Source organism: Nocardioides sp. Kera G14, from assembly GCF_020715565.1.
Lineage (GTDB): Bacteria > Actinomycetota > Actinomycetes > Propionibacteriales > Nocardioidaceae > Nocardioides.
The window spans coordinates 2,372,809-2,394,258 of record NZ_CP085839.1; the positions used below are offsets into that span (position 1 = coordinate 2,372,809).

Sequence of the window (21,450 nt, forward strand, 5' to 3'; positions counted from 1 at the left end):
TGGAGCGGTCAGTCGCCCGAGCGGGCGGAGCCGGCGGGCTGCAGCATCTCCGCCGCCGGCGGAGGGGTGAGGCCACGAGCCCGGTCGGCGTTGGAGGAGCGCCGGCGACGGGCGGCCTGCACGAGCAGGCCGAGTGAGGTGAGCAGGAGGGAGATGGGCACCCAGGTCTTCCAGAGCTCGCGGCTGTGGCGCGCGGAGTCGGTCTCCGCGAGCGAGGCACGGACGGCGTCGACGTACGTCGGCGAGAGCTGCCACCCGTCCACGGTGAGGATCCGCGGGGTGGTCAGGCCGCCCCCGGAGTAGCGGAGCAGCAGCGTGCCGCCGAGCTCGGCGTTGACCAGGCCACCGTCACGGGTGAAGGCGGTGAGCGTGGTCGAGTCGGTCCACGTGGCGGTGAACGGACCCTTCGCGGTGGCGACGGAGAGCCCGTTGGGGATCCGGCCACCGTTGAAGTCGAGGAGGCCCTGGAGGGTGAGCGTCGCGGGCAGGTCGCCTCGCACGTGCTCGGCGCTCCAGCGGGTGTCAGCGCCGTGCTCGCTGGTCGCGGTCGGACTGCCGAGTGCGTAGGTGTGGTTGTCGCGCTCGATCGCCGCGGTGTCGCCGGTGACGGCGATCGAGACGGTGGCACCGGTCGTGTCCGGCGCCTCGGTCGCCAGGTGGGCGGTGGGGCGCTGGACGAGGGCGAAGAGGACGACGGCGATGAGCGCGGCGAGGGCCGCTCCCCCGACCCGCAGGCGCTGCGCCAGCTTGGCGCCCGGGGCAAGCGCGGCGGGCCAGAACATCAGGGCGAGCATCGGGACGAGGTACGCCGCCCAGGCCAGTACCTCGATGACGCGAGGATCCGCGGGGATCCCGAGGACGCCCGTGATGAGCGCCGAGCGGATCGAGCCGTTCGGGGCGAGCCACGTCAGGTCCACCGTGCGGCCCTGGCCGACGTTGACCCAGCCGGCCTCGTGTGCGGTGCGGAAGGCGAACAGGACCAGGCCCGCGGCCACGAAGACGAGGAAGACGCCGGTGATGGTGAAGAACCGCTGCAGGTTGAGGCGGACGCCGCCGGCGTACATCGCCCACCCGAGGACGATGGAACAGGCGACGCCGAGGACGGCACCGCTCACAGCCGCCGGGGCGCTGGTCGCGTGCTGGAAGGTCGCGAGCAGGAAGACGGACGTCTCGAAGCCCTCACGGAGCACCGCGAGGAAGGCCATCACCGCGAGGGCGGTCGTCGTGCCGGAGGCGATCGCCTGGGCGGCGTGCGCCTCGAGCTCCTTCTTCAGCGTGCGCGCGTGGGTGCGCATCCAGAGGATCATGCCGGTCACGAAGAAGACGGCGACGGCGCCGATGACCGTCTCGAGCATCTCCTGCTGTGCCTGCGGGAGCGACTGCTCCACCGTCTCCAGGACGACGCCGACCGCGATCGAGAGCAGGACGCCGGCACCGACCCCGAGCCACATGCCGCGGAGGCTGGCGCGGTTCTGACGGAGGAACGTCGCGACGATGGTCACGATGAGCACCGCCTCGAGCCCCTCACGGAGACCGATGACGAAGGTGGGCAGCACGGAGAACGTCCTTAGGTTCGACTAACTAAGGAGACGCTACCTTAGGAGAGGCTTACCGACCAGCCCGGGCTCGAATTACGACACGGACGCGTGGGTTAAATCGCGCAGCCGTCGGGCCCGCACTCGCCGTCGGCCTGGCCGCCGACCAGGTTGAGCACCGGGTGGGACTCGGTCCACGCCTGGCCGATCGCCTGACTGAAGAGCTCGGCGGGCTGGGCACCGGAGATGCCGTATTTGTCGTCGATCACGAAGAAGGGCACACCGGTGGCGCCGTACGCCTGGGCCTGCGCCTGGTCGGCGGCGACCTCGTCCTCGAACTCGGTGCTCGCGAGCACCTCGGCGACGCGGTCGGCCGGAAGCCCCTCGGCGAGCGCGAGCTCGGTGAGGACGGCGTGGTCTGCCACGTTGCGGGCGTGCACGAAGTACGCCTCGAGGAGTCGCTCCTTGAGCGCCGCGGAGCGCTCGTGGCCACCGAGGTGGTCGGCGAGATGGATGAGCCGGTGGGCGTCGACCGTGTTGACGTACGGCGAGTTGTGGTGGTCCCACGTCATGCCCTCAGCTGCCGCGAGGTCGATGACACGCTGCTGCATCTCGCGGGCCTGCTCCTCGCCCATGCCGTACTTCGCACCGAGGTGCGCGGCGACGGTCTCGCCAGTCGCCTCGCGCGGGGCCGAGGGGTCGAGCTGGAAGGAGTGCCAGACGACCTCGACGTCGTCCTTGTGGCCGAAGGACGCCAGGGCCGACTCGAGCCGGCGCTTGCCGATGTAGCACCACGGGCAGACGACGTCGGACCACACATCAATGCGCATGACGTGCACAACGCACAACAGCCCGCCCCGAATTCCGGGACGGGCTGTGAATCTCCGGTGCGCAGCGCGTGCGGCCGCAAGGCGCCGCCGCGAAGGCGGCCTTTGAGCGAAGCGGGCCGTCGAGCGGCGTGCAACGCCGCGGACGCTCCGCTGCGCGCCGGAGATGGTCAGCGCGCTGCCGAACCGTCCGTGTAGTCGGCATCCTGCTGCTTCCACGAGAAGTGGCTGCGGAGGATCTGGCCGGTCTTCTCGATCGGGTGCTGGGCCTCCTCGTCGCGGAGCTTGAGGAACTCGGCGCCACCGTTGTCCTGGTCGGCGATGAAGCGCTTGGCGAACGTGCCGTCCTGGATGTCGGAGAGGATGCCCTGCATCGACGCCTTCACCTCGGGGGTCACGACGCGCGGGCCGGAGACGTAGTCGCCGTACTCGGCGGTGTCGGAGACGGACCAGCGCTGCTTGGCGATACCGCCCTCCCACATCAGGTCGACGATGAGCTTGAGCTCGTGGAGGACCTCGAAGTAGGCGATCTCCGGCTGGTAGCCGGCCTCGGTCAGGGTCTCGAAGCCCGCCTGGACGAGGTGCGAGACGCCACCGCAGAGGACGGCCTGCTCACCGAACAGGTCGGTCTCGGTCTCCTCGGTGAAGGTGGTCTTGATGACGCCGGCGCGGGTGCCGCCGATGCCCTTCGCATAGGACTTCGCCAGGTCCCAGGCCGAGCCGCTCGCGTCCTGCTCGACGGCGATGATGTCCGGGATACCGCGGCCGGCGACGTACTCACGACGGACGGTGTGGCCCGGGGCCTTCGGCGCGACGAGGATGACGTCGACGCCGGCCGGCGGCTGGATGTAGCCGAAGCGGATGTTGAAGCCGTGACCGAAGACGAGCGTCTTGCCCTCGGTGACGTGCTGCGCCAGCTCGTCGGCGTACAGGCCGCGCTGGTGCTGGTCGGGGGCGAGGATGACGATGACGTCGGCCCACTCGGCCACCTCGGACGGCGTGCCGACGGTGAAACCGGCGTCCTCGGCCTTGGCCCGGCTCTTCGAGCCCTCCTTGAGGCCGACACGGACGTCGACGCCGGAGTCACGCAGGTTGAGGCTGTGGGCGTGGCCCTGGCTGCCGTAGCCGATGACCGCGACCTTCTTGGCCTGGATCAGGCTCAGGTCGGCGTCGTCGTCGTAGTAGATCTCAGCCACGAGGGCTCTCCTTCATTTCGGGGTGTTGGTGATGAGTCTTGCGGGTCGCCGTCAGGAGGCGGCAGGAGGGGCCGGCACTGCGACCGGTCGGGCGGGGCGCTCGGAGATGGACCGGCTGCCACGGCCGATCGCGATGATGCCGGACTGGACGAGCTCGCGGATCCCGAAGGGCTCGAGCACGCGGAGGAAGTCGGCCAGCTTGCCGGAGTTGCCGACGATCTGGATCGTCACGGCGTCCGGGGCGACGTCGACGACCTTCGCCCGGAAGAGCTGCACGGTGTCGAGCACCTGGCCACGGGTCTCGACGGTCGCGGCAACCTTGACCAGCAGGAGCTCACGGTTGACGGCCTGACCGGACTCGAGCTCGACGATCTTGATGACCTCGACGAGCTTGTTGAGCTGCTTGGTCACCTGCTCGAGCGGGGTGTCGCGGACGTTGACGACGATCGTCATCCGCGAGATGCCCTTGTGCTCGGTCGGGCCGACGGCGAGGGACTCGATGTTGAAGCCACGACGGCTGAAGAGCGCCGAGACGCGGGCGAGGACGCCGGGACGGTCCTCGACCAGGACGGAGAGGGTGTGCGTCCCGGAGGTGGTGCTCTCGATGCTCACAGGTCGTCCTCGTCGAACTTGGGCGCGAGGTCGCGCGCGTACTGGATGGCGTCGTTGCTGGCGCCGCCGGCGATCATGGGCCAGACCATCGCGTCCTTGTGGACCCGGAAGTCGACCACGACCGGGACGTCGTCGATCGCCATCGCCTTCTCGATCGTGGCGTCGACATCGTCGGAGGAGTCACACGAGAGGCCGACGCAGCCGTAGGCCTCGGCGAGCTTCGGAAAGTCCGGGATCCGCACACCACGGTCGTGCTTCTGCAGGTTGGTGTTGGAGTAGCGCTCCTCGTAGAAGAGCGTCTGCCACTGGCGCACCATGCCGAGATTGTCGTTGTTGACGATCGCGACCTTGATCGGGATGCGCTCGATCGCGCAGGTGGCGAGCTCCTGGTTGGTCATCTGGAAGCAACCGTCGCCGTCGATCGACCAGACGGTGGCGTCGGGCCGGCCGACCTTGGCGCCCATCGCGGCGGGCACGGAGTAGCCCATCGTGCCGGCGCCACCGGAGTTGAGCCACGTGTTGGGGTTCTCGTAGTTGATGAACTGCGCGGCCCACATCTGGTGCTGGCCGACGCCCGCGACGTAGATGCCCTCAGGACCGACGATCTGGCCCAGGCGCTGGATGACGTACTGCGGCGCGAGGCCCGCGGCCGGGGTGTCGTAGCCCAGCGGGTAGCGCTGCTTGATGCCGGCGACGTACGCGACCCAGGACTCGTAGTCGCCGACGCGACCGGCGGCCTGCTCCGCGGACAGGATCGCGGTGAGCTCCGTGACGACCTCGCGGATGTCGCCGACGATCGGGACGTCGGCATGGCGGTTCTTGCCGATCTCCGCCGGGTCGATGTCGGCGTGGATGACCAGCGCGTTCGGCGCGAAGGTGGAGAGGTCACCGGTGACGCGGTCGTCGAACCGCGCGCCCAGCGAGATGATGAGGTCCGACTTCTGCAGCGCGGCGACGGCCGAGACGGTGCCGTGCATACCCGGCATGCCGAGGTGCTGCGGGTGGCTGTCGGGGAAGGCGCCGCGGGCCATCAGCGTCGTGACGACGGGGATGCCCGTCAGCTCGGCGAGCCTGCGCAGCTCGGCGTGGGCACGGGAGCGGATCGTCCCGCCGCCGACGTACAGCACGGGCTTCTTGGCAGCGAGGATGAGCTTCGCCGCCTCACGGATCTGCTTGGCGTGCGGCTTGGTCACCGGGCGGTAGCCGGGCAGCTGCAGCTCGGAGGGCCACCGGAAGTCCGTCATGCCCTGGAGCGCGTTCTTGGCGATGTCGACCAGGACCGGGCCGGGGCGGCCGGTGGAGGCGAGGTGGAACGCCTCGGCGATGCGCTGCGGGATCTCGTCGGGGTCGGTGACGAGGAAGCTGTGCTTGGTGATCGGCATCGTGATGCCGCGGATGTCGGCCTCCTGGAAGGCGTCGGTGCCGATCAGGCTGGCCGCGACCTGGCCGGTGATCGCGACCATGGGCACGGAGTCCATGTAGGCGTCGGCGATCGGGGTGACGAGGTTGGTCGCACCGGGACCGGACGTCGCCATGCAGACGCCGACCTTGCCCGTTGCCGCGGCGTAACCCTCGGCCGCGTGGCCGGCGCCCTGCTCGTGGCGCACGAGGATGTGGCGGATGCTCGAGTCGAAGAGCGGGTCGTACGCCGGGAGGATCGCCCCGCCCGGGATGCCGAAGATGGTGTCGACCCCGGCGGCCTCCAACGACGTGACCAGGCTCTGGGCGCCGCTGATCCGGCCCGTCGCGCTCTGCTCGCTCATCTGACTTTCGTTCCTCACGTGTGGTCTGGCTCTGTTGGTGGTCCCGTGCAACAAAAAACCCCCCGGCCTTGGCAGGCAACGGAGGGAGACGCGCTACTGATTCGGCTCAGTGGGCGCGTCGCGTGCGTACGAGAATGTCCAGGCGCATGTGCGTCAGGCTACTCCCCAGCAACAGATCCGTCATCCCAGTGTCGCATGCGGTCCCAGCATGTGAGCAAACTGGTCCCATCATGTGGTCGGGTTGAGCGGGGTCAGCTGGCCTCCGGCGGCGTCGAAGTTGGCCGGATCGAGCCAGCGCTCGTTGCGCTCGCGGAGCGTGGGCCATTCCGCGTCGGTGATCGAGAACCAGTCGGTGTCGCGGTTGCGACCCTTGACCACCTGCGCGTTGCGGAACGTCCCCTCGAAGGTGAACCCGAAGCGCGCCGCCGCACGGCGCGAGGGCTCGTTGAGGCTGTTGCACTTCCACTCGAAGCGCCGGTAGCCGAGCTCGTCGAACACATAGGACTGGAGCAGGTGGATCGCCTCGGTCGCGGCGGCGGTGCGCCGGAGCGCGCGGCCGAAGCAGATCCAGCCCACCTCGATCGAGCCGTGCGCCGGGACGTCGTTGAGCAGGCTGAGGAAGCCCGCGGGCTTCTGGCCGCTGGGCGCGACGGCGTACGTCGTCGGGTAGGCGTCGACGTTGCCGGCGAGCAGCATCCAGAACTCCTGGAGGTTCCGCGGCATCTCCGCCGGCAGCCAGGTCCACAACGGCGCCTCGTCGGGGCCGCAGGTGGCGGCGTACAGCTCGGCGAACTGGGCGGACGAGAGCGGCTTCAGGGCGACATGCCTGCCGGTGAGGGTGACCCGCTCGGCGACCGTGCGCGGCTCCCAGCCCTCGACGACCTCACCGACGGGCTGTCCGAACTCGTTGACTGGCACGCGCAGACGCTACTGGAAGCTGACGAAACGGACGGCCGGGCGGATCCGCCCGACGGCGGCGGGACCCATTCGGTGGATGTCCTCGTCGTAGAAGAGCTTGAAGCCCATCGTGAACTGCTTCGGGCGGGCGACGTAGTGATAGGTGTCGAGCTTCTGGCCGCGCGTCCCGTAGCCGTCGACGTGCTGGACCATGGCGAGCCCCGGGCGCGACGCGACGAGCCGGGGTCGGCGGATCATGCTGCGCCGGAACTGGTGGAGGAGGAGGAGCTTCTCCGGCAGACGCCGTCGCGCTGTCAGATCCGAGAGCCAGGCGGAGACGCGGTTGATCTCGGCGGCGTCGACGTGACCGATCACCCGGCCGGGCACCGCCCGCGGCGGCATCCGCCACTCGGGGTCGAGGGCCAGACCCACCCACGGATCGGCGAGCGCCCACGCCCAGCGCTGCGCGACCGTGAGGAAGTCGCGGCGGCCGGGTTGGATGTCGAGCACGACGAGGGCGTTGTGGCGGTGCGCCGCGTCGATCCACGGCTGCACCTGCGCGCGGGTGAGGTCGTGGCTGAAGTCGCCGTCCTTGCCCGGGTGCGCGTCGGCCACGGTGACGATGAGCTCGTAGACCGTCTGGATCGGCCGCCCGAGGCTGCGGAAGCGAGCCGCCTGGGCACGCAGCCGGGCGTCACTCGCGTCCGGCCTCCGCTCCCCCAGCACGCCGAGCGCCCCACTGCCGGCGGTGCCGTAGTAGGCGACGAGCAGCGGGTCGCCCTGGAAGACCCGCGTCCTGCCACCCGGCAGGGTCGCGGGCGGCGGCTTGGGCACGAAGTGGGCGGCGGGGACGACGTCCCGGGCCTGCACGCGAGGACTGCCGGCACCGCCGGCTGCACCGTCGGACCGGCCGCTCGACGCGAGGCCGCCCACGACCAGGACGCTGAGGACGAGCACCAGCACCCAGCCGCAGGCGACTGCGGCCAAGTGGAACCTGCGGGTCACTCAGGACTGCGCTTCTTCAGGGCTGCGCTCATTCAGGGACGCGGCGGTAGGCGCCGTCGGAGGCCGAGGTGGCCATCGAGGCGTAGGCACGCAGGGCCGCCGAGACCGGGCGGTCGCGGTCCACAGGGGTGAACGGCTTCTCGCGCTTCTCCTGCGCGGCCCGGCGCTGGTCGAGGACGAACTGGTCGACGTCGAGGCTGATCGAACGGCGCGGGATGTCGATCGAGATCTGGTCGCCGTCCTCGACGAGGGCGATCAGGCCGCCGCCCGCGGCCTCAGGGCTGACGTGGCCGATCGACAGACCCGACGTACCGCCGGAGAAGCGGCCGTCGGTGAGCAGGGCGCACTGCTGACCCAGGCCGAGGCCCTTGAGGTACGACGTGGGGTAGAGCATCTCCTGCATGCCGGGCCCGCCCTTGGGACCCTCGTAGCGGATCACGACGACGTGGCCCGCTTGGACCTTCTTCGACAGGATGCCCTCGACCGCAGCGTCCTGGCTCTCGAAGACGATCGCGGTGCCGGTGAACTGCCAGATCTCCTCGGGAACGCCTGCCGTCTTCACGACGCAGCCGTCCTCGGCGAGGTTGCCCTTGAGGATCGCCAGGCCACCGTCCTTGGTGTAGGCGTGCTCGATCGAGCGGATACAGCCGTCCGCCTGGTCGGTGTCGAGCGAGGCCCACTCGTTGTCGGTGGAGAAGGCCTGCGTGGTCCGGACGCCGCCGGGGGCGGCCTTGAAGAGCTCAAGCGCCGTGTCGGAGGCCGAGCCGCCGCGGATGTCCCACTCGTTGAGCCACTCCTGGAGCGTTGCTGCGTGGACGGCGTGCACGTCGCGGTTGAGCAGGCCTCCGCGGTTGAGCTCGCCCAACAGCGCGGGGATGCCACCGGCCCGGTGGACGTCCTCCATGTGGTACTTCGGCGAGTTCGGGGCGACCTTGGAGAGGCACGGGACACGACGCGAGACCGCGTCGATGTCGTCGACCGAGAAGGTCATGCCCGCCTCGCGAGCGGCCGCGAGCAGGTGCAGCACGGTGTTGGTCGAGCCGCCCATGGCCACGTCGAGCGCGAAGGCGTTCTCGAAGGCCTCATGGGTGGCGATGTTGCGCGGCAGGACGGACTCGTCGTCGCCCTCGTAGTAGCGCTTGCAGAGCTCGACGACGGTGCGGCCGGCCTGCTCGAAGAGGGCGCGGCGCTTGCTGTGGGTGGCCAAGGTGGAGCCGTTGCCGGGCAGCGCGAGGCCGAGCGCCTCGGTGAGGCAGTTCATCGAGTTGGCGGTGAACATGCCCGAGCAGGAGCCACAGGTCGGGCAGGCGGAGCGCTCGATGCTGTCGAGCTGGGCGTCGGTGACGCTCTCGTCGACCGCCGCGACCATGGCGTCGACGAGGTCGAGCTTGGAGTGCACGACTCCCTCGACGGCCTGCGTCTTGCCGGCCTCCATCGGACCGCCGGAGACGAAGACGACCGGGATGTTGAGCCGCAGCGCCGCCATCAGCATGCCGGGCGTGATCTTGTCGCAGTTCGAGATGCAGACGAGCGCGTCGGCCCGGTGCGCCTCGACCATGTACTCCACCGCGTCGGCGATGAGCTCGCGGCTCGGAAGGCTGTAGAGCATGCCGGCGTGGCCCATCGCGATGCCGTCATCGACGGCGATCGTGTTGAACTCCTTCGCCACGCCGCCCGCTGCCACGATCTCCTCGGCCACGATCTTGCCGAGGTCGCGCAGGTGCACGTGGCCGGGCACGAACTCGGTGAACGAGTTGGCGATCGCGATGATGGGCTTGCCGAAGTCAGAGTCAGTCATGCCGGTGGCACGCCAGAGTGCGCGGGCACCGGCCATGTTGCGGCCCGAGGTCGAGGTTGCGGAGCGGAGGATGGGCATGCCCCACAGGGTAAGCCCGCTGTGACACAACGGCTTCCTCGTCCCGCTAGGTTGGACGCATGGCAGCCGTCGATTGGCCTGCGTACAAGGCCGTCCTCTTCGACCTCGATGGCGTGGTGACCCCCACCGCGCTCGTCCACATGCAGGCGTGGGCGGAGATGTTCAACGACTATCTCGCCTCCCGACCGGCGTCCGAGGAGCAGCGACCCTTCACCGACGCCGACTACCACGCGTACGTCGACGGCAAGCCGCGCTACGACGGCGTCCGCTCCTTCCTGGAGTCACGGGGCATCCACCTCGACGGTGACGAGGTGGTCCGTCTGGGTGACCTCAAGAACGACAGGGTCAACGAGGTGCTCGAGCGCGACGGCGTCGAGGCCTACCCCGGATCGGTCGCACTGATCGACCACCTCGACGCGCTCGGCATCAAGCAGGCCGTCGTCAGCTCGTCAGCCAACGCGCCGGCAGTGCTCCGTGCAGCCGGCCTTTACGACCGCTTCGAGACGATCGTCGACGGGCACGTCGCCCGCGACCTCGCCCTGCCGGGGAAGCCCGCCCCGGACACGTTCCTGCACGCCGCCGAGGTCCTCGGCGCCACCGCGGCCGAGTCGGTCGTGCTCGAGGACGCCGTCAGCGGCGTCATGGCAGGCAAGGCCGGGCACTTCGGACTCACCATCGGCGTCGACCGTGGCGCCGGCTCCGCGTTGACCGATGCGGGTGCCGACGTACTCGTGAAGGACCTGGCCGAGCTCGTCCCCGACGGCGCCGCAGGAGGTGCCCAGTGAATGCAGAGACCATCACCGCGGACCCGATCGACCGCAGCCGCTTCCCCGTCGACCCGTGGCGGCTGATCGAGACCTCCACCTCGACCGAGGACCCGGGCCTGACCGAGACGCTCTTCAGCGTCGCCAACGGCTACCTCGGCATGCGCGGCAACCCCGAGGAGGGCCGGCCGTCCTTCGCCCATGGAACGTTCGTCAACGGCTTCCACGAGACCTGGCCGATCAAGCACGCCGAGAACGCCTTCGGCTTCGCCAAGACCGGCCAGACGATCGTCAACGCGCCCGACGCCAAGGTCATGAAGATCTACGTCGACGACGAGCCCCTCACCTTCGGCACCGCCGACCTCGAGGCCTACGAGCGCACCCTCGACTTCCGCGACGGCATCCTTCGCCGCTCGCTGATCTGGCGCACGCCCAGTGGCAAGCGGGTCAAGATCGACTCCACCCGCATGGTCTCGATGGCCCAGCGCCATCTGGCCGTGATGAGCCTCGAGGTCACGATGCTCAGCGGCAGTGCCCCGCTCGTGATCTCCAGCCAGCTGCTCAACCGCCAGGACGGCCGCGACGAGTACCACCACACCGGCCCGAGCGGGACTGCCCAGGGCACCGACCCGCGCAAGGCGGCCGCCTTCGAGGAGCGCGTCCTCATCCCCAAGATGTCGTACGCAGACGACACCCGCATGCTGCTCGGGTACCAGGCCGCGCGCTCCGGCATGACGATCGCCGTCGCAGCCGACCATCACCTCACCACCCGCGACGAGGTCGAGACGCTGGTCCGCGCCGACGACGACCGCACCAAGATGGTCTTCCGCGTCGAGGCCACCGAGGGCACGACGCTGCGGCTCGACAAGATCATCGCCTACCACTCCTCCCGCGGTGTACCCGTGCGCGAGCTCTCCGACCGCTGCGACCGCACCCTCGACCGTGCCGGCCGCATCGGCGTCCCGCGCCTCGCCGAGGAGCAGCGCGAGTGGTGGGCGGACTTCTGGGCCTCCGCGGACTGCACGGTCGCGGGCGCGGACGACCGGATGGTCGCCGTCCAGCAGGCGATCCGGTTCAACCTCTTCACCCTCGCCCAGGCCTCCGCACGGGCCGACGGCATCGGCGTACCGGCCAAGGGCGTGACCGGGTCGGGCTACGAGGGCCACTACTTCTGGGACACCGAGGTCTACGTCGTCCCGTTCCTCACCTACACCCAGCCGGCACTCGCCCGGAACGTGCTGCACTTCCGCTCCGTCATGCTGCCCGCCGCCCGCGAGCGCGCGGCCGAGCTCGCCCAGCGCGGTGCGCTCTTCCCCTGGCGCACGATCAACGGCGAGGAGGCCTCGGCCTACTACGCCGCAGGCACCGCGCAGGTCCACATCGACGCCGACATCGTCTACGCCATGACGAAGTACGTCGCCGCCACCGGCGACATCGGCTTCATGATCCGGGAGGGCATCGACGTGCTCGTCGAGACCTCCAGGATGTGGGCCGACCTCGGCTTCTGGCGCCAGTCCCCGCTGGGTGAGGAGGAGGTCTTCCACATCCACGGCGTCACCGGCCCCGACGAGTACACGACGGTCGTCAACAACAACCTCTTCACCAACGTGATGGCCCGCTTCAACCTCGAGCAGGCCGTCGCCACCGTCCGCCTCATCCGCGAGATCGCGCCCGAGGACTACACCCAGATCGCGGGCCGCCTGGACCTCTCCGACGACGAGGTCCTCGAGTGGGAGCGCTGCGCCGCCTCGATGCGAATCCCGTACGACGAGGGCTTGGGCATCCACCCGCAGGATGACTCGTTCCTCGACCGTGAGGTCTGGGACCTGCCGAACACGCCCGCGTCGCTGCGGCCGCTGCTGCTGCACTACCACCCGCTGGTGATCTATCGCTTCCAGGTGCTCAAGCAGGCCGACGTGGTCCTGGCGCTCTTCCTGCAGGGCGACCGCTTCACGCTCGCCCAGAAGCGCGCAGACTTCGAGTACTACGACCCGATCACCACCGGCGACTCCACCCTGTCGGCGGTCGTGCAGTCGATCATCGCCGCCGAGGTCGGCTACCACGAGGTGGCCCTGCGCTACTTCTACGACGGCCTGTACGTCGACCTCGCCAACCTCCACGGCAACACCGTCGACGGCATGCACATCGCCTCGACCGGTGGCGTGTGGGCCGCGCTGGTCTTCGGCTTCGGCGGCATGCGCGACTTCGGCGGGAAGCTCTCCTTCGACCCACGACTCCCCGAGGAGTGGGACGAGCTGACCTTCAAGGTGCGCTGGCGGGAGTCACGCCTCCAGGTGCGCCTGACCGAGGAGCGGATCGAGATCCGCGTCGACGCCGGCACCGGCGACGTCCCGGTCTCGGTGCGCGGAGCGGACTACACCGTCCGCCCGGACACGCCGCTCGTGATCGGCCTGCCCCACCACGGCCCCCGCACCCCGGGCCATGTCGGCCCGGTCCCCGTCGTCGGCGGCATCCGCGCCGACGGCTCGGAGATCACCGCCGCCGTCCCGGAGCCCTCGGTCGGCCCCACCGACCCGGTCACCGGAGAGGTGCAGATCCCCGACTACGAGGCCCACGACCAGCGCAACTGACAGCGCGAGATCCGGGTTTCTGCCCTTCGAGATCCGGGTTTTGGTCCGGCCCAGAGGGCCGGAACCCGGATCTCGAAGGGCAGAAACCCGGATCTCGCGTGGTTAAGGGGGTGGGTCAGGCGCCGGTCTTCCCGTGGCACTGCTTGAACTTGCGACCCGAGCCGCAGGGGCACGGGTCGTTACGGCCGACGCCGGCGTATGGGTCGTCGGCGTTGCTGACGGTGGTGTTGCCGCCGGAGACGGCCTCGTCGCCGGACTCGTCGGGCGCGGAGTAGGTCAGCTTGGCCGGGCGTGCGGGCTTGTCGAGGCCCTTCGCCTTGATGTTGGGCGACGCGGCCTTGAGCGCGGCGGAGATGTCCTCGAGGACACCGGCTGCGGGGTCGTCGATCCCCACCGGCGGCTCGGCGAAGGCACCGGCGTGCATCGGGCCGGCGTGGGCGGAGCCGTCCGCGTGGTAGTGGACCTCGGGCTCCTCCTCGACCTGGACCTCGAGGTTGAAGAGGAAGCCGACCGCCTCCTCCTTGATCGAGTTCATCATGGCGCCGAACATCTCGAAGCCCTCGCGCTGGTACTCGACGAGCGGGTCACGCTGGGCGTAGGCGCGCAGCGAGATGCCCTCGCGGAGGTAGTCCATCTCGTAGAGGTGCTCGCGCCACTTGCGGTCCAGGACGGACAGGAGCACGCGGCGCTCGAGCTCCCGCATGACCTCCTCGCCGACCTCGTCCTCGCGGGCCTCGTAGGCGGCGTGGGCGTCGATCTGGAGCAGCTCGACGAGGTCGTCGCGCTCGAGGTTGTCGCGGCCACCGGCCGTGTCCTCGAGCTGCTCGATCGAGAGCGAGATCGGCCAGAGCTGCCCGAGGTCGGTCCAGAGCTGCTCGAGGTCCCACTCCTCGGCGAACGACTCGGTGTGGGAGGCCACGGCACCGGCGACGACGTCGTCGATGAAGCCCTTGATCTGCTCGCGCAGGTCGGCACCCTCGAGGACCTCGCGGCGCTCGGCGTAGACGACCTTGCGCTGGCGGTCCATGACGTCGTCGTACTTGAGGACGTTCTTGCGGGACTCGAAGTTCTGCGACTCGACCTGGCCCTGGGCGTTGGCGATCGCGCCGGTGACACGCTTGGCCTCGATCGGGACGTCGTCCGGGATCTTCAGCATCTGCAGGACGCGGTCGACCCACTCGGACTTGAAGAGCCGCATGAGCTCGTCCTCGAGCGAGAGGTAGAAGCGGGACTCGCCCGGGTCACCCTGACGGCCGGAACGACCACGGAGCTGGTTGTCGATACGGCGTGACTCGTGGCGCTCGGTGCCGAGCACGTAGAGGCCGCCGAGGGCCTTGACCTCGTCGTGCTCGGCAGCGACCTGCGCCTTGACCTTCTCGACGGTGGCGGGCCAGGCCTCGTTGTAGGCCTCTTCGGTCTCACCGGTCGGCTCGAGGCCGCGGTTGCGCAGCTCCTGGTCGGCGAGGAACTCGACGGATCCACCGAGCATGATGTCGGTGCCTCGACCGGCCATGTTCGTGGCGACGGTGACGGCGCCCTTGTGACCGGCGAGCGCGACGACCTTGGCCTCGTCGGCGTGGACCTTGGCGTTGAGGACGGTGTGCGGCACGCCCTTCTTCTTGAGCAGGTTGGAGAGGTACTCCGACTTCTCGACCGACACGGTGCCGACGAGGACCGGCTGGCCGGTGGCGTGGCGCTCAGCGAGGTCCTCGACCACGGCGTCGTACTTCGCCACCTCGGTGCGGTAGACGAGGTCGGGCTGGTCGATGCGCAGCATCGGCTTGTTCGTCGGGATCGGGACGACGCCGAGCTGGTAGATCTTGTCGAACTCGGAGGCCTCGGTCATGGCCGTTCCGGTCATGCCGGAGAGCTTGTCGTAGAGGCGGAAGAAGTTCTGGAGCGTCACGGTCGCGAGGGTCTGGTACTCCTCCTTGACCTCCACGCGCTCCTTGGCCTCGATCGCCTGGTGCAGGCCGTCGTTGTAGCGACGACCCGAGAGGATGCGGCCGGTGTGCTCGTCGACGATGAGCACCTCGCCGTTGATGACGACGTACTCCTTGTCCTTGTGGAACAGCTCCTTGGCCTTCACGGCGTTGTTCATGAAGGAGATGAGCGGAGTGTTGACGGCCTCGTAGAGGTTCTCGATGCCGAGGTGGTCCTCGACCTTCGTGATGCCGGGCTCCAGCACGGAGATGGTGCGCTTCTTCTCGTCGACCTCGTAGTCGACGTCGCGCTGCATCGAGTCGATGATCGTGGCGAACTCGGCGTACCACTTCACGTCGTCCTCGGTGGGACCACTGATGATGAGCGGGGTACGGGCCTCGTCGATGAGGATGGAGTCGACCTCGTCGACACAGGCGTAGAAGAAGCCGCGCTGCACGCACTCCTCGATCGAGGAGGCCATGTTGTCGCGGAGGTAGTCGAAGCCGAGCTCGTTGTTCGTGGCGTAGGTGATGTCGCAGTTGTACGCCGCCCGCCGCTGCTCCGGCGTCATGTCGGGGAGGATCACACCGGTGGTCAGGCCGAGGAAGCTGAACACGCGGCCCATCTGCTCGGACTGGTAGGTGGCGAGGTAGTCGTTGACCGTGACGACGTGCGCACCCTTGCCTGCGAGTGCGTTGAGGTAGGACGGCAGTGTGGCGACGAGGGTCTTGCCCTCACCTGTCTTCATCTCGGCGATGTTGCCGAGGTGCAGGGCGGCGCCACCCATGATCTGGACGTCGAAGTGGCGCATGCCGAGCACGCGCTTGGCAGCCTCGCGGACCGTCGCGAACGCCTCGTACATGAGGTCGTCGAGCGGCTCACCGTTCTCGTAGCGCTCGCGGAGGATCGCGGTCTGGCCGGCGAGCTCCTCGTCGCTCATGGCGACGTAGTCGTCCTCGATCGCGTTGACTGCCTTGGCGATCCCCTCGAGCTGGCGGAGGATCTTGCCCTCGCCGATGCGGAGGATCTTGTCGAGAATGGCCACGAGGGATCACTCTACCGGGGCAGGGCGAGTGCGGACGAAAGGTCCCCGCGGGGCTCCACCTCGATCGCACCCAGTCCCAACCACCCGGCGAGACGCTCGAGCTCGGCCCCCAACTCCGGCGGCGTCTCGGGTGGGGCCGAGGACTCGGCGTACGCGCCCTTGACCACGAGTACGCCACGCCGGCGGTCGGCCTTGAGGTCGACCCGGGCGACGATCCTGTCCCCCAGCAGGAACGGCAGCACGTAGTAGCCGTGGATCCGCTTCTCTGCCGGCGTGTAGATCTCGATCCGGTAGTGGAAGTCGAAGAGCGCCTCGGTGCGCGCCCGCTCCCAGACGAGCGGGTCGAACGGGCTGAGCAGCGCCCTCGCGGTCACCCTGCGTGGGAGGCGGGCGCCGGTGATGAGGTACGCCGGCTGCCGCCAGCCCTCGACGGCGACCTGCTCCACTTCGCCTGCCTCGAGGAGCTGAGCGAGGCCGAGTCGGGTGTCAGCGACGCCCATCCGGTAGTAGTCGGCGAGGTCCCTCGCCGTGCCGACGCCGTGGGAGCGCGCTGCGCGGCGGATCAGCTCGAGGTCGGCCTCCGCCCTGCTCGGCGTCGGGAGGTCGAGGATGCGCGTCGGGATCACCCGCTCGGGCAGGTCGTAGAGGATCTCGAACTGCGAGTTGCGCCCCGCGATGGCGACCTGCCCGGCGGAGTACATCGCGTCGAGGACGCGTCGGGTCTGCGACCAGTTCCAGCCCCAGTGGTCCTTCGTCCGCGGCAGGCCGTCGTCGAGCTGTCGCGACGTCGAGGCGCCGCGCTCCCGGATCTCGGCCAGGAGGCTCGCCTCGAGCCGGTCGTGCTCGGCCGAGGTGCCCCACTTGCCGCGCTGGGCGCGGTAAGCGGCCATCCGGTGCTGCATCACGGGCCACAGCTCGACCGGCATGAGCGCCTGCACGTGCGCCCAGTACTCGACGAGCCGCCGCTCACGCCTGCCGGTCGACGCCCGGCGGAGCAGATCGGTGTCGTAGGGGCCCATCCGTGAGTAGAGCGGCATGAAGTGCGCCCGCTGCAGCACGTTGACGCTGTCGACCTGGAGGACGCCGGTGCGCTCGATCGTGCGCTGCAGGGTCCGCATCGTCGGCACCTCGTGGGCCCGATCCATGAACCCCTGCGCCGCGAGCGCGATCCGTCTCGCCTGCGCGAGGGACAGCGTCTGGGTCACGGCTCGGAGAATAACTACGACTCCGGGTGCCCAATAGCGATTCCTGCAAAGCGCTTCGCGCACGCCCAGGGCTGGATACGCTCACCCTCCAGTTGAGGGGAGAAGTTGGTGTCTATTCGGATCGTTGCCCGCGCACTCGTGCTGTTCTTGTCGATCCAGATCTTGGCGATCGCGCCGACGTTCGCTGCGGAGCAATCTCCCTCGGCGATGAAGAACATGTCCCTGCCGACTATCGCCGGGACGGCGCAAGTCGGGGAGATACTTACTGCCTCACCCGGAACTTGGGCTACGACTCCAACCTCGATCACTTATCGGTGGTATGCGGACGGTCAACCATTGACGAGCGACCCGGGCCTCCCTGAGAAGGCCTTCGCCCTAACGCCCCAGACAGAGGGCAAGCGCATCACTGTCGTGGTCACGGCAAGCGTGGAAGGGAACGAAGGTGTAGCGTCGTCCAATCCCACCCAAGCGGTCGGGGAGAACCCATGGCGCCAAGTCACGTTCCCGACGAACTTTTATCCAATCGACCTTGCCTGCGCCGACGACGCCACCTGCTTTGCGCTAGGCACCGGTACAACCCGAAGTTCCAGCGGCGCTCTTGTGCTGCTCCGGCTCAGTGGCACTACTTGGAGTCAATCGCTGAAGCTCGCCTCTGCCGACAGCGGGACACTGAGTTGCGCGCCGGACGGCTTCTGCATGCTGCTCACCGGCCAGCACATTGAGAACGGTCAGAACCACGGTGTCTACACGTACCGGACCTACCTAAACGGGCGTTGGAGTGTGTCCGCAGCGGGTCCATGGGTTCCAATCTCGCGCTCGAAGAAGAAGCCGAGAAAGTACCCGTGGTCCGGCTATCTCGACAGTCTCAGTTGCGTAAGCCGCAATTTCTGTGGCGTCGTTCTGGACGGCGCCGGATTGGCCCCCGGGGTAGGCGGAGCAGGGAGCGGCGGCTGGCTCATAACCTGGACGCCCCAGGCCCGGACTCAGGCCAAGCCCGCCGAGTCGTGGATGGCGGCGCCACTCACGAAGAAGCAGAAGAGGGCAAAGAGGAGACACAAGGCGGTTCCGAGGATTCGGTCGCGGTGGAGCACGCCGATCCGCGCGACTACGGGTAATCACCTCTGGAGCACCGCCTGCGTCGGACCTAACAAGTGCCTTACTTCCGACTCGGCGAGCAAACGCCTCTCCATCTGGACGGGAGCGAAGCCAAACGCAGGTGCCAAGTACTCGTTTCGGACAGAAATCAGTTGTGCCGCCGCAAACGCATGCTTCACTGGATCTCTATGCGCTGAGTATGGATCTTGGCGCGGCGCCTCTTGGAGCACTGTCAGTTCCTGTCCAGCGGATCCCACGAATCCGGGCCCTAGCCGTCCGGCTTCTTGGCACTTGCACTGCTCCATCGGATCGGGATGCATTGCTGTCGGAGGCGCTACGGTCAGGCTCAGCCCTAACGGATTCGACTGGGGGCCGAGTCATGTAATCGACTTTTCCCCGCCTACAAGCAGCACGTCGTGGAGTGACCAAGAGCAACAAGCGACCTGCGCATCACCGAACCTCTGCGTGGTTATCGCTGCGCTGCGGACAGGCTACTTTTCGTACGTCAGTCGGGCATACATCTACGTGCGCTGACAGTCGCGGTCATGGCAGGTCGAGGAGCTTCTCCCGGACGGCGTACATGACCGCCTCCATGCGGGAGTGGAGCTGCAGCTTCTCGAGGATGTTGCGCACGTGGTTCTTCACCGTGTTCTCGGAGATGAAGAGCTGCTTGGCGATCTCACGGTTGTTGAGGCCCTTGGCCACGAGGCGGAGGACCTCGAGCTCACGCTCGGTCAGGCGGACGCCGGTGCCGTTGTCCCGCTCGGGGCGGCTCATCTGCTTGAACTCATCGATCAGCTTGACGGCCATCGAGGGGCTGATCAGCGACTGGCCGTCGGCGACGACGCGGACGGCCTGGGCGACCTCCTCGACCGAGGAGTCCTTGAGCAGGTAGCCCGACGCGCCGGACTTCACGGCGTCGTAGAGGTCCGCCTCCTCGTCGGAGACGGTCAGCATGATGATCTTGGTGGTCGGCACCGCGGCCTTGATCGCGGCACACGCCTCGAGGCCGGTGCGCCTCGGCATGCGGATGTCGAGCAGCACCACGTCGGGAGCGGTCTGGGCGGCCATCTGCGCGCCGTGCTCACCGTCGGAGGCCTCGCCGACGACCTCGATGCCCGTCTCACTGCTGAGGACCATCATCAATCCACGGCGGAAGAGCTCTTGGTCATCGACGATCAGCACCCGGATAGGCGCGGCCGGGCTGGTGGACATGGGCACATCATGGCACGACATGACACGACCGGGTGGTCTCCTCAACGCACAGCTGCGTGCCGGAGACCACCCGGTCGGGCTACTCGCCGTCCGGGGCGGGTAGGACTAATCGCCCAGGTCGAGGGCGATCACGCCGTAGTCATAGCCCCGCCGCCGATAGACGACGGACGGTCGCTCACTCTCCTTGTCGACGAAGAGGAAGAAGTCGTGGCCGACGAGCTCCATCTCGTAGAGCGCGTCGTCGAGGGTCATCTTGGTCGCCGGGTGCACCTTCTCGCGCACGACCAGCGGGCCGTCGCCCATGACCGTGATCGGGCCGACCTGGCGCTCCTGCTCACCGTCGTGCGCAGCAGCAGCCGCGGCCAGCGAGTCCGGCACCAGCGTCGTCTCCGGTACGTCGGCCAGCGCCTGGCCCACGGAGACGGGAGCGTGCCGGCCGCGGTGGACACGGCGACGGTCCGAGGCGCGCCTCATCTGGGAGGCCATCTTGTCGAGCGCCATGTCGAGGGCGGCCATCTTGTCCGTCGCACACGCCTCGGCCCGGATCACCGGGCCCTTCGAGTAGGCGGTCAGCTCCACATGCACCGCGCCCTTGTGCTGACGCGGGTTGGGCTCGCAGTCCACTTCGACGTGGACTCTCATGAGGCGGTGATCGTGCTTCTCGAGACGGCCGAGCTTGTCCGCGACGTGGGTGCGGAAACGGTCGGAGACCTCGCAGTTGCGTGCCGTGACGACAATGTCCATGGATACCTCCTGGGCCCGGCATCAAGCCGGATTGGTTGGAGCAATGGGCATGGAGATCCGTCCGGCCGACCTGATCTTTGACCCCACACTCGCCTGCTGCGGGCTGGCGGCTTGATGCCACGCCACCGTCTCCGGTGATCCCGCGATATCTGATCGCGAGGTCCGGGCAGGACTTACGACTAAGCCGCACCATGCTCCCCAGTCACCTGGGTTACGTGGACCGTTTTGCCTGCGACTGGCATCGGCTTGTCGCAAAGGGGCTCGGGAACCGGGCGCCTCTGCGACGCAATCACGGACCCGAACGGACTCCATGTAGAGACGTTAGACCGGGGATCAGCTCGGGCCAACCTTTCGGGCCGATTCACTCGGAATTCGTCGCGTGGTCGCCGCGACCGTGGCGATCCCGACGACCCTGAGGCCCACCGCTTCGAGCGCGCGCTGCGCCTCGCGCGCGGTCGAACCGGTGGTGATGACGTCGTCGCAGAGCACCACGCTGGCGGCTCCTGTGCGTCTCGCCAGTCGGACGAGTCCGGCCGACGGACACGTGATCGAGCCGGCGAGGTTGGCGGCCCGGGCGGTGTGGTCCAGTCCCGCCTGGTCGAGCACGCCGGGCCGGGTGCGGAGCAGGTGGTGTGCGGTGACCTCGACACCACCGGCTCGGAGGAGCGCGGCGGCTCGGCGCGTGAGGACCCACATCGAGTCGAGGGCGCGGGCGCGCGTGCTGCTCGGCCGCGAGGGGGCCGGGACGAGCACGAGCGGAGTCGGTGCGGCGAGCTCGGCCACCAGCGTCGTCACCGCCGTGGCGAGGAGCTCGGCAAGCGGGCGCTGCAGGCCGAGCAGTCGATGCTCCTTGAGACCGAGCACCATGGCCTTGAGGGTGTCGTCGTACGGGCCGGTGGCGAAGGGTGGGGCGAGCCCGGCCGGCGTCGGGGTCGGCCACGCGATCGCGGCGGAGGTCGGGAGCGACGCTCGGCAGTCGGTGCACAGGAGCCGTCCCGGCCGGGCGCAGCCCACACAGCTGCTGCCGAGCATCAGGTCCAGGGCGGCGTCGAGCATCACGCGGGCCAGCCTCATCGCCGGGGGCGGCCACCGCCAGTCGCGAGCAGCCGCCTGTGGAGAGCGCGGGCAGGAAACCCGGGATTCGGCGGGAGGGGAGC

The 21,450-nt window shown here is 68.7% G+C and carries 16 protein-coding genes; 2 read left to right on the top strand and 14 right to left on the bottom strand.

What is annotated here, in order from left to right:
• Positions 1-8: 8 nt before the first annotated feature.
• The 8 genes from efeU to ilvD all read right to left on the bottom strand — a co-directional run bounded on the left by efeU (position 9) and on the right by ilvD (position 9,711).
• Complete coding sequence (gene efeU, locus LH076_RS11650) at positions 9-1,556, bottom strand: iron uptake transporter permease EfeU (RefSeq protein ID WP_227780879.1); 1,548 nt, start codon at positions 1,554-1,556, stop codon at positions 9-11.
• A 95-nt stretch (positions 1,557-1,651) separates the two neighbouring features.
• Positions 1,652-2,365, bottom strand: a complete 714-nt coding sequence (locus tag LH076_RS11655) for a DsbA family oxidoreductase (protein WP_227780880.1) — start codon at positions 2,363-2,365, stop codon at positions 1,652-1,654.
• A gap of 167 nt (positions 2,366-2,532) precedes the next feature.
• Positions 2,533-3,558 (bottom strand): ketol-acid reductoisomerase, encoded by a 1,026-nt coding sequence (gene ilvC / locus LH076_RS11660; RefSeq protein WP_227780882.1) that lies wholly within the window; start codon positions 3,556-3,558, stop codon positions 2,533-2,535.
• A 51-nt stretch (positions 3,559-3,609) separates the two neighbouring features.
• Positions 3,610-4,164, bottom strand: a complete 555-nt coding sequence (gene ilvN / locus LH076_RS11665) for an acetolactate synthase small subunit (protein WP_415753348.1) — start codon at positions 4,162-4,164, stop codon at positions 3,610-3,612.
• 2 nt (positions 4,165-4,166) lie between these two features.
• The gene (locus tag LH076_RS11670; protein ID WP_415753127.1) at positions 4,167-5,933 is read right to left on the bottom strand and encodes an acetolactate synthase large subunit; all 1,767 of its coding nucleotides are present in this window, start codon (positions 5,931-5,933) and stop codon (positions 4,167-4,169) included.
• A gap of 228 nt (positions 5,934-6,161) precedes the next feature.
• Positions 6,162-6,851: a GNAT family N-acetyltransferase gene (locus tag LH076_RS11675; RefSeq protein WP_227780885.1), complete on the bottom strand. Its 690-nt coding sequence runs from the start codon at positions 6,849-6,851 to the stop codon at positions 6,162-6,164.
• Between the two features lie 9 nt (positions 6,852-6,860).
• Positions 6,861-7,835 carry a hypothetical protein gene (locus LH076_RS11680; RefSeq protein ID WP_227780886.1) on the bottom strand — a complete coding sequence of 325 codons (975 nt, stop codon included), beginning with the start codon at positions 7,833-7,835 and terminating at the stop codon, positions 6,861-6,863.
• Positions 7,836-7,863: 28 nt separating this feature from the next.
• Entirely contained in the window at positions 7,864-9,711 is a 1,848-nt protein-coding gene (gene ilvD / locus LH076_RS11685) for a dihydroxy-acid dehydratase (RefSeq protein WP_227780887.1), read from the bottom strand.
• A gap of 59 nt (positions 9,712-9,770) precedes the next feature.
• Between ilvD and LH076_RS11690 the strand changes: the two genes are divergently transcribed.
• Together LH076_RS11690 and LH076_RS11695 are read left to right on the top strand one after the other, a co-directional pair.
• Positions 9,771-10,496, top strand: a complete 726-nt coding sequence (locus LH076_RS11690) for an HAD family hydrolase (protein WP_227780888.1) — start codon at positions 9,771-9,773, stop codon at positions 10,494-10,496.
• Positions 10,493-13,066, top strand: coding sequence for a glycoside hydrolase family 65 protein (locus LH076_RS11695; protein WP_227780889.1), 2,574 nt, complete (start codon positions 10,493-10,495; stop codon positions 13,064-13,066). Before LH076_RS11690 ends, LH076_RS11695 begins: the two co-directional genes overlap by 4 nt.
• 115 nt (positions 13,067-13,181) lie before the next feature.
• On the opposite strand, the gene secA is transcribed toward LH076_RS11695, so the two are convergent.
• From secA to LH076_RS11725, 6 genes are all read right to left on the bottom strand, one after another.
• A complete protein-coding gene (secA, locus tag LH076_RS11700; RefSeq protein WP_227780890.1) occupies positions 13,182-16,034 on the bottom strand; it encodes a preprotein translocase subunit SecA in 2,853 nt (950 codons plus the stop codon).
• A gap of 11 nt (positions 16,035-16,045) precedes the next feature.
• Positions 16,046-17,239 carry a winged helix-turn-helix domain-containing protein gene (locus LH076_RS11705; protein WP_321573699.1) on the bottom strand — a complete coding sequence of 398 codons (1,194 nt, stop codon included), beginning with the start codon at positions 17,237-17,239 and terminating at the stop codon, positions 16,046-16,048.
• A gap of 14 nt (positions 17,240-17,253) precedes the next feature.
• Positions 17,254-17,457: a hypothetical protein gene (locus tag LH076_RS11710; RefSeq protein ID WP_227780891.1), complete on the bottom strand. Its 204-nt coding sequence runs from the start codon at positions 17,455-17,457 to the stop codon at positions 17,254-17,256.
• A gap of 1,420 nt (positions 17,458-18,877) precedes the next feature.
• On the bottom strand, positions 18,878-19,549 hold the full coding sequence (locus tag LH076_RS11715; RefSeq protein ID WP_227780892.1) for a response regulator: 672 nt from the start codon (positions 19,547-19,549) through the stop codon (positions 18,878-18,880).
• A gap of 105 nt (positions 19,550-19,654) precedes the next feature.
• Positions 19,655-20,293, bottom strand: coding sequence for a ribosome hibernation-promoting factor, HPF/YfiA family (gene hpf, locus LH076_RS11720; RefSeq protein WP_227780893.1), 639 nt, complete (start codon positions 20,291-20,293; stop codon positions 19,655-19,657).
• A 333-nt stretch (positions 20,294-20,626) separates the two neighbouring features.
• A complete protein-coding gene (locus LH076_RS11725; RefSeq protein WP_227783639.1) occupies positions 20,627-21,349 on the bottom strand; it encodes a ComF family protein in 723 nt (240 codons plus the stop codon).
• Positions 21,350-21,450 lie beyond the last annotated feature (101 nt).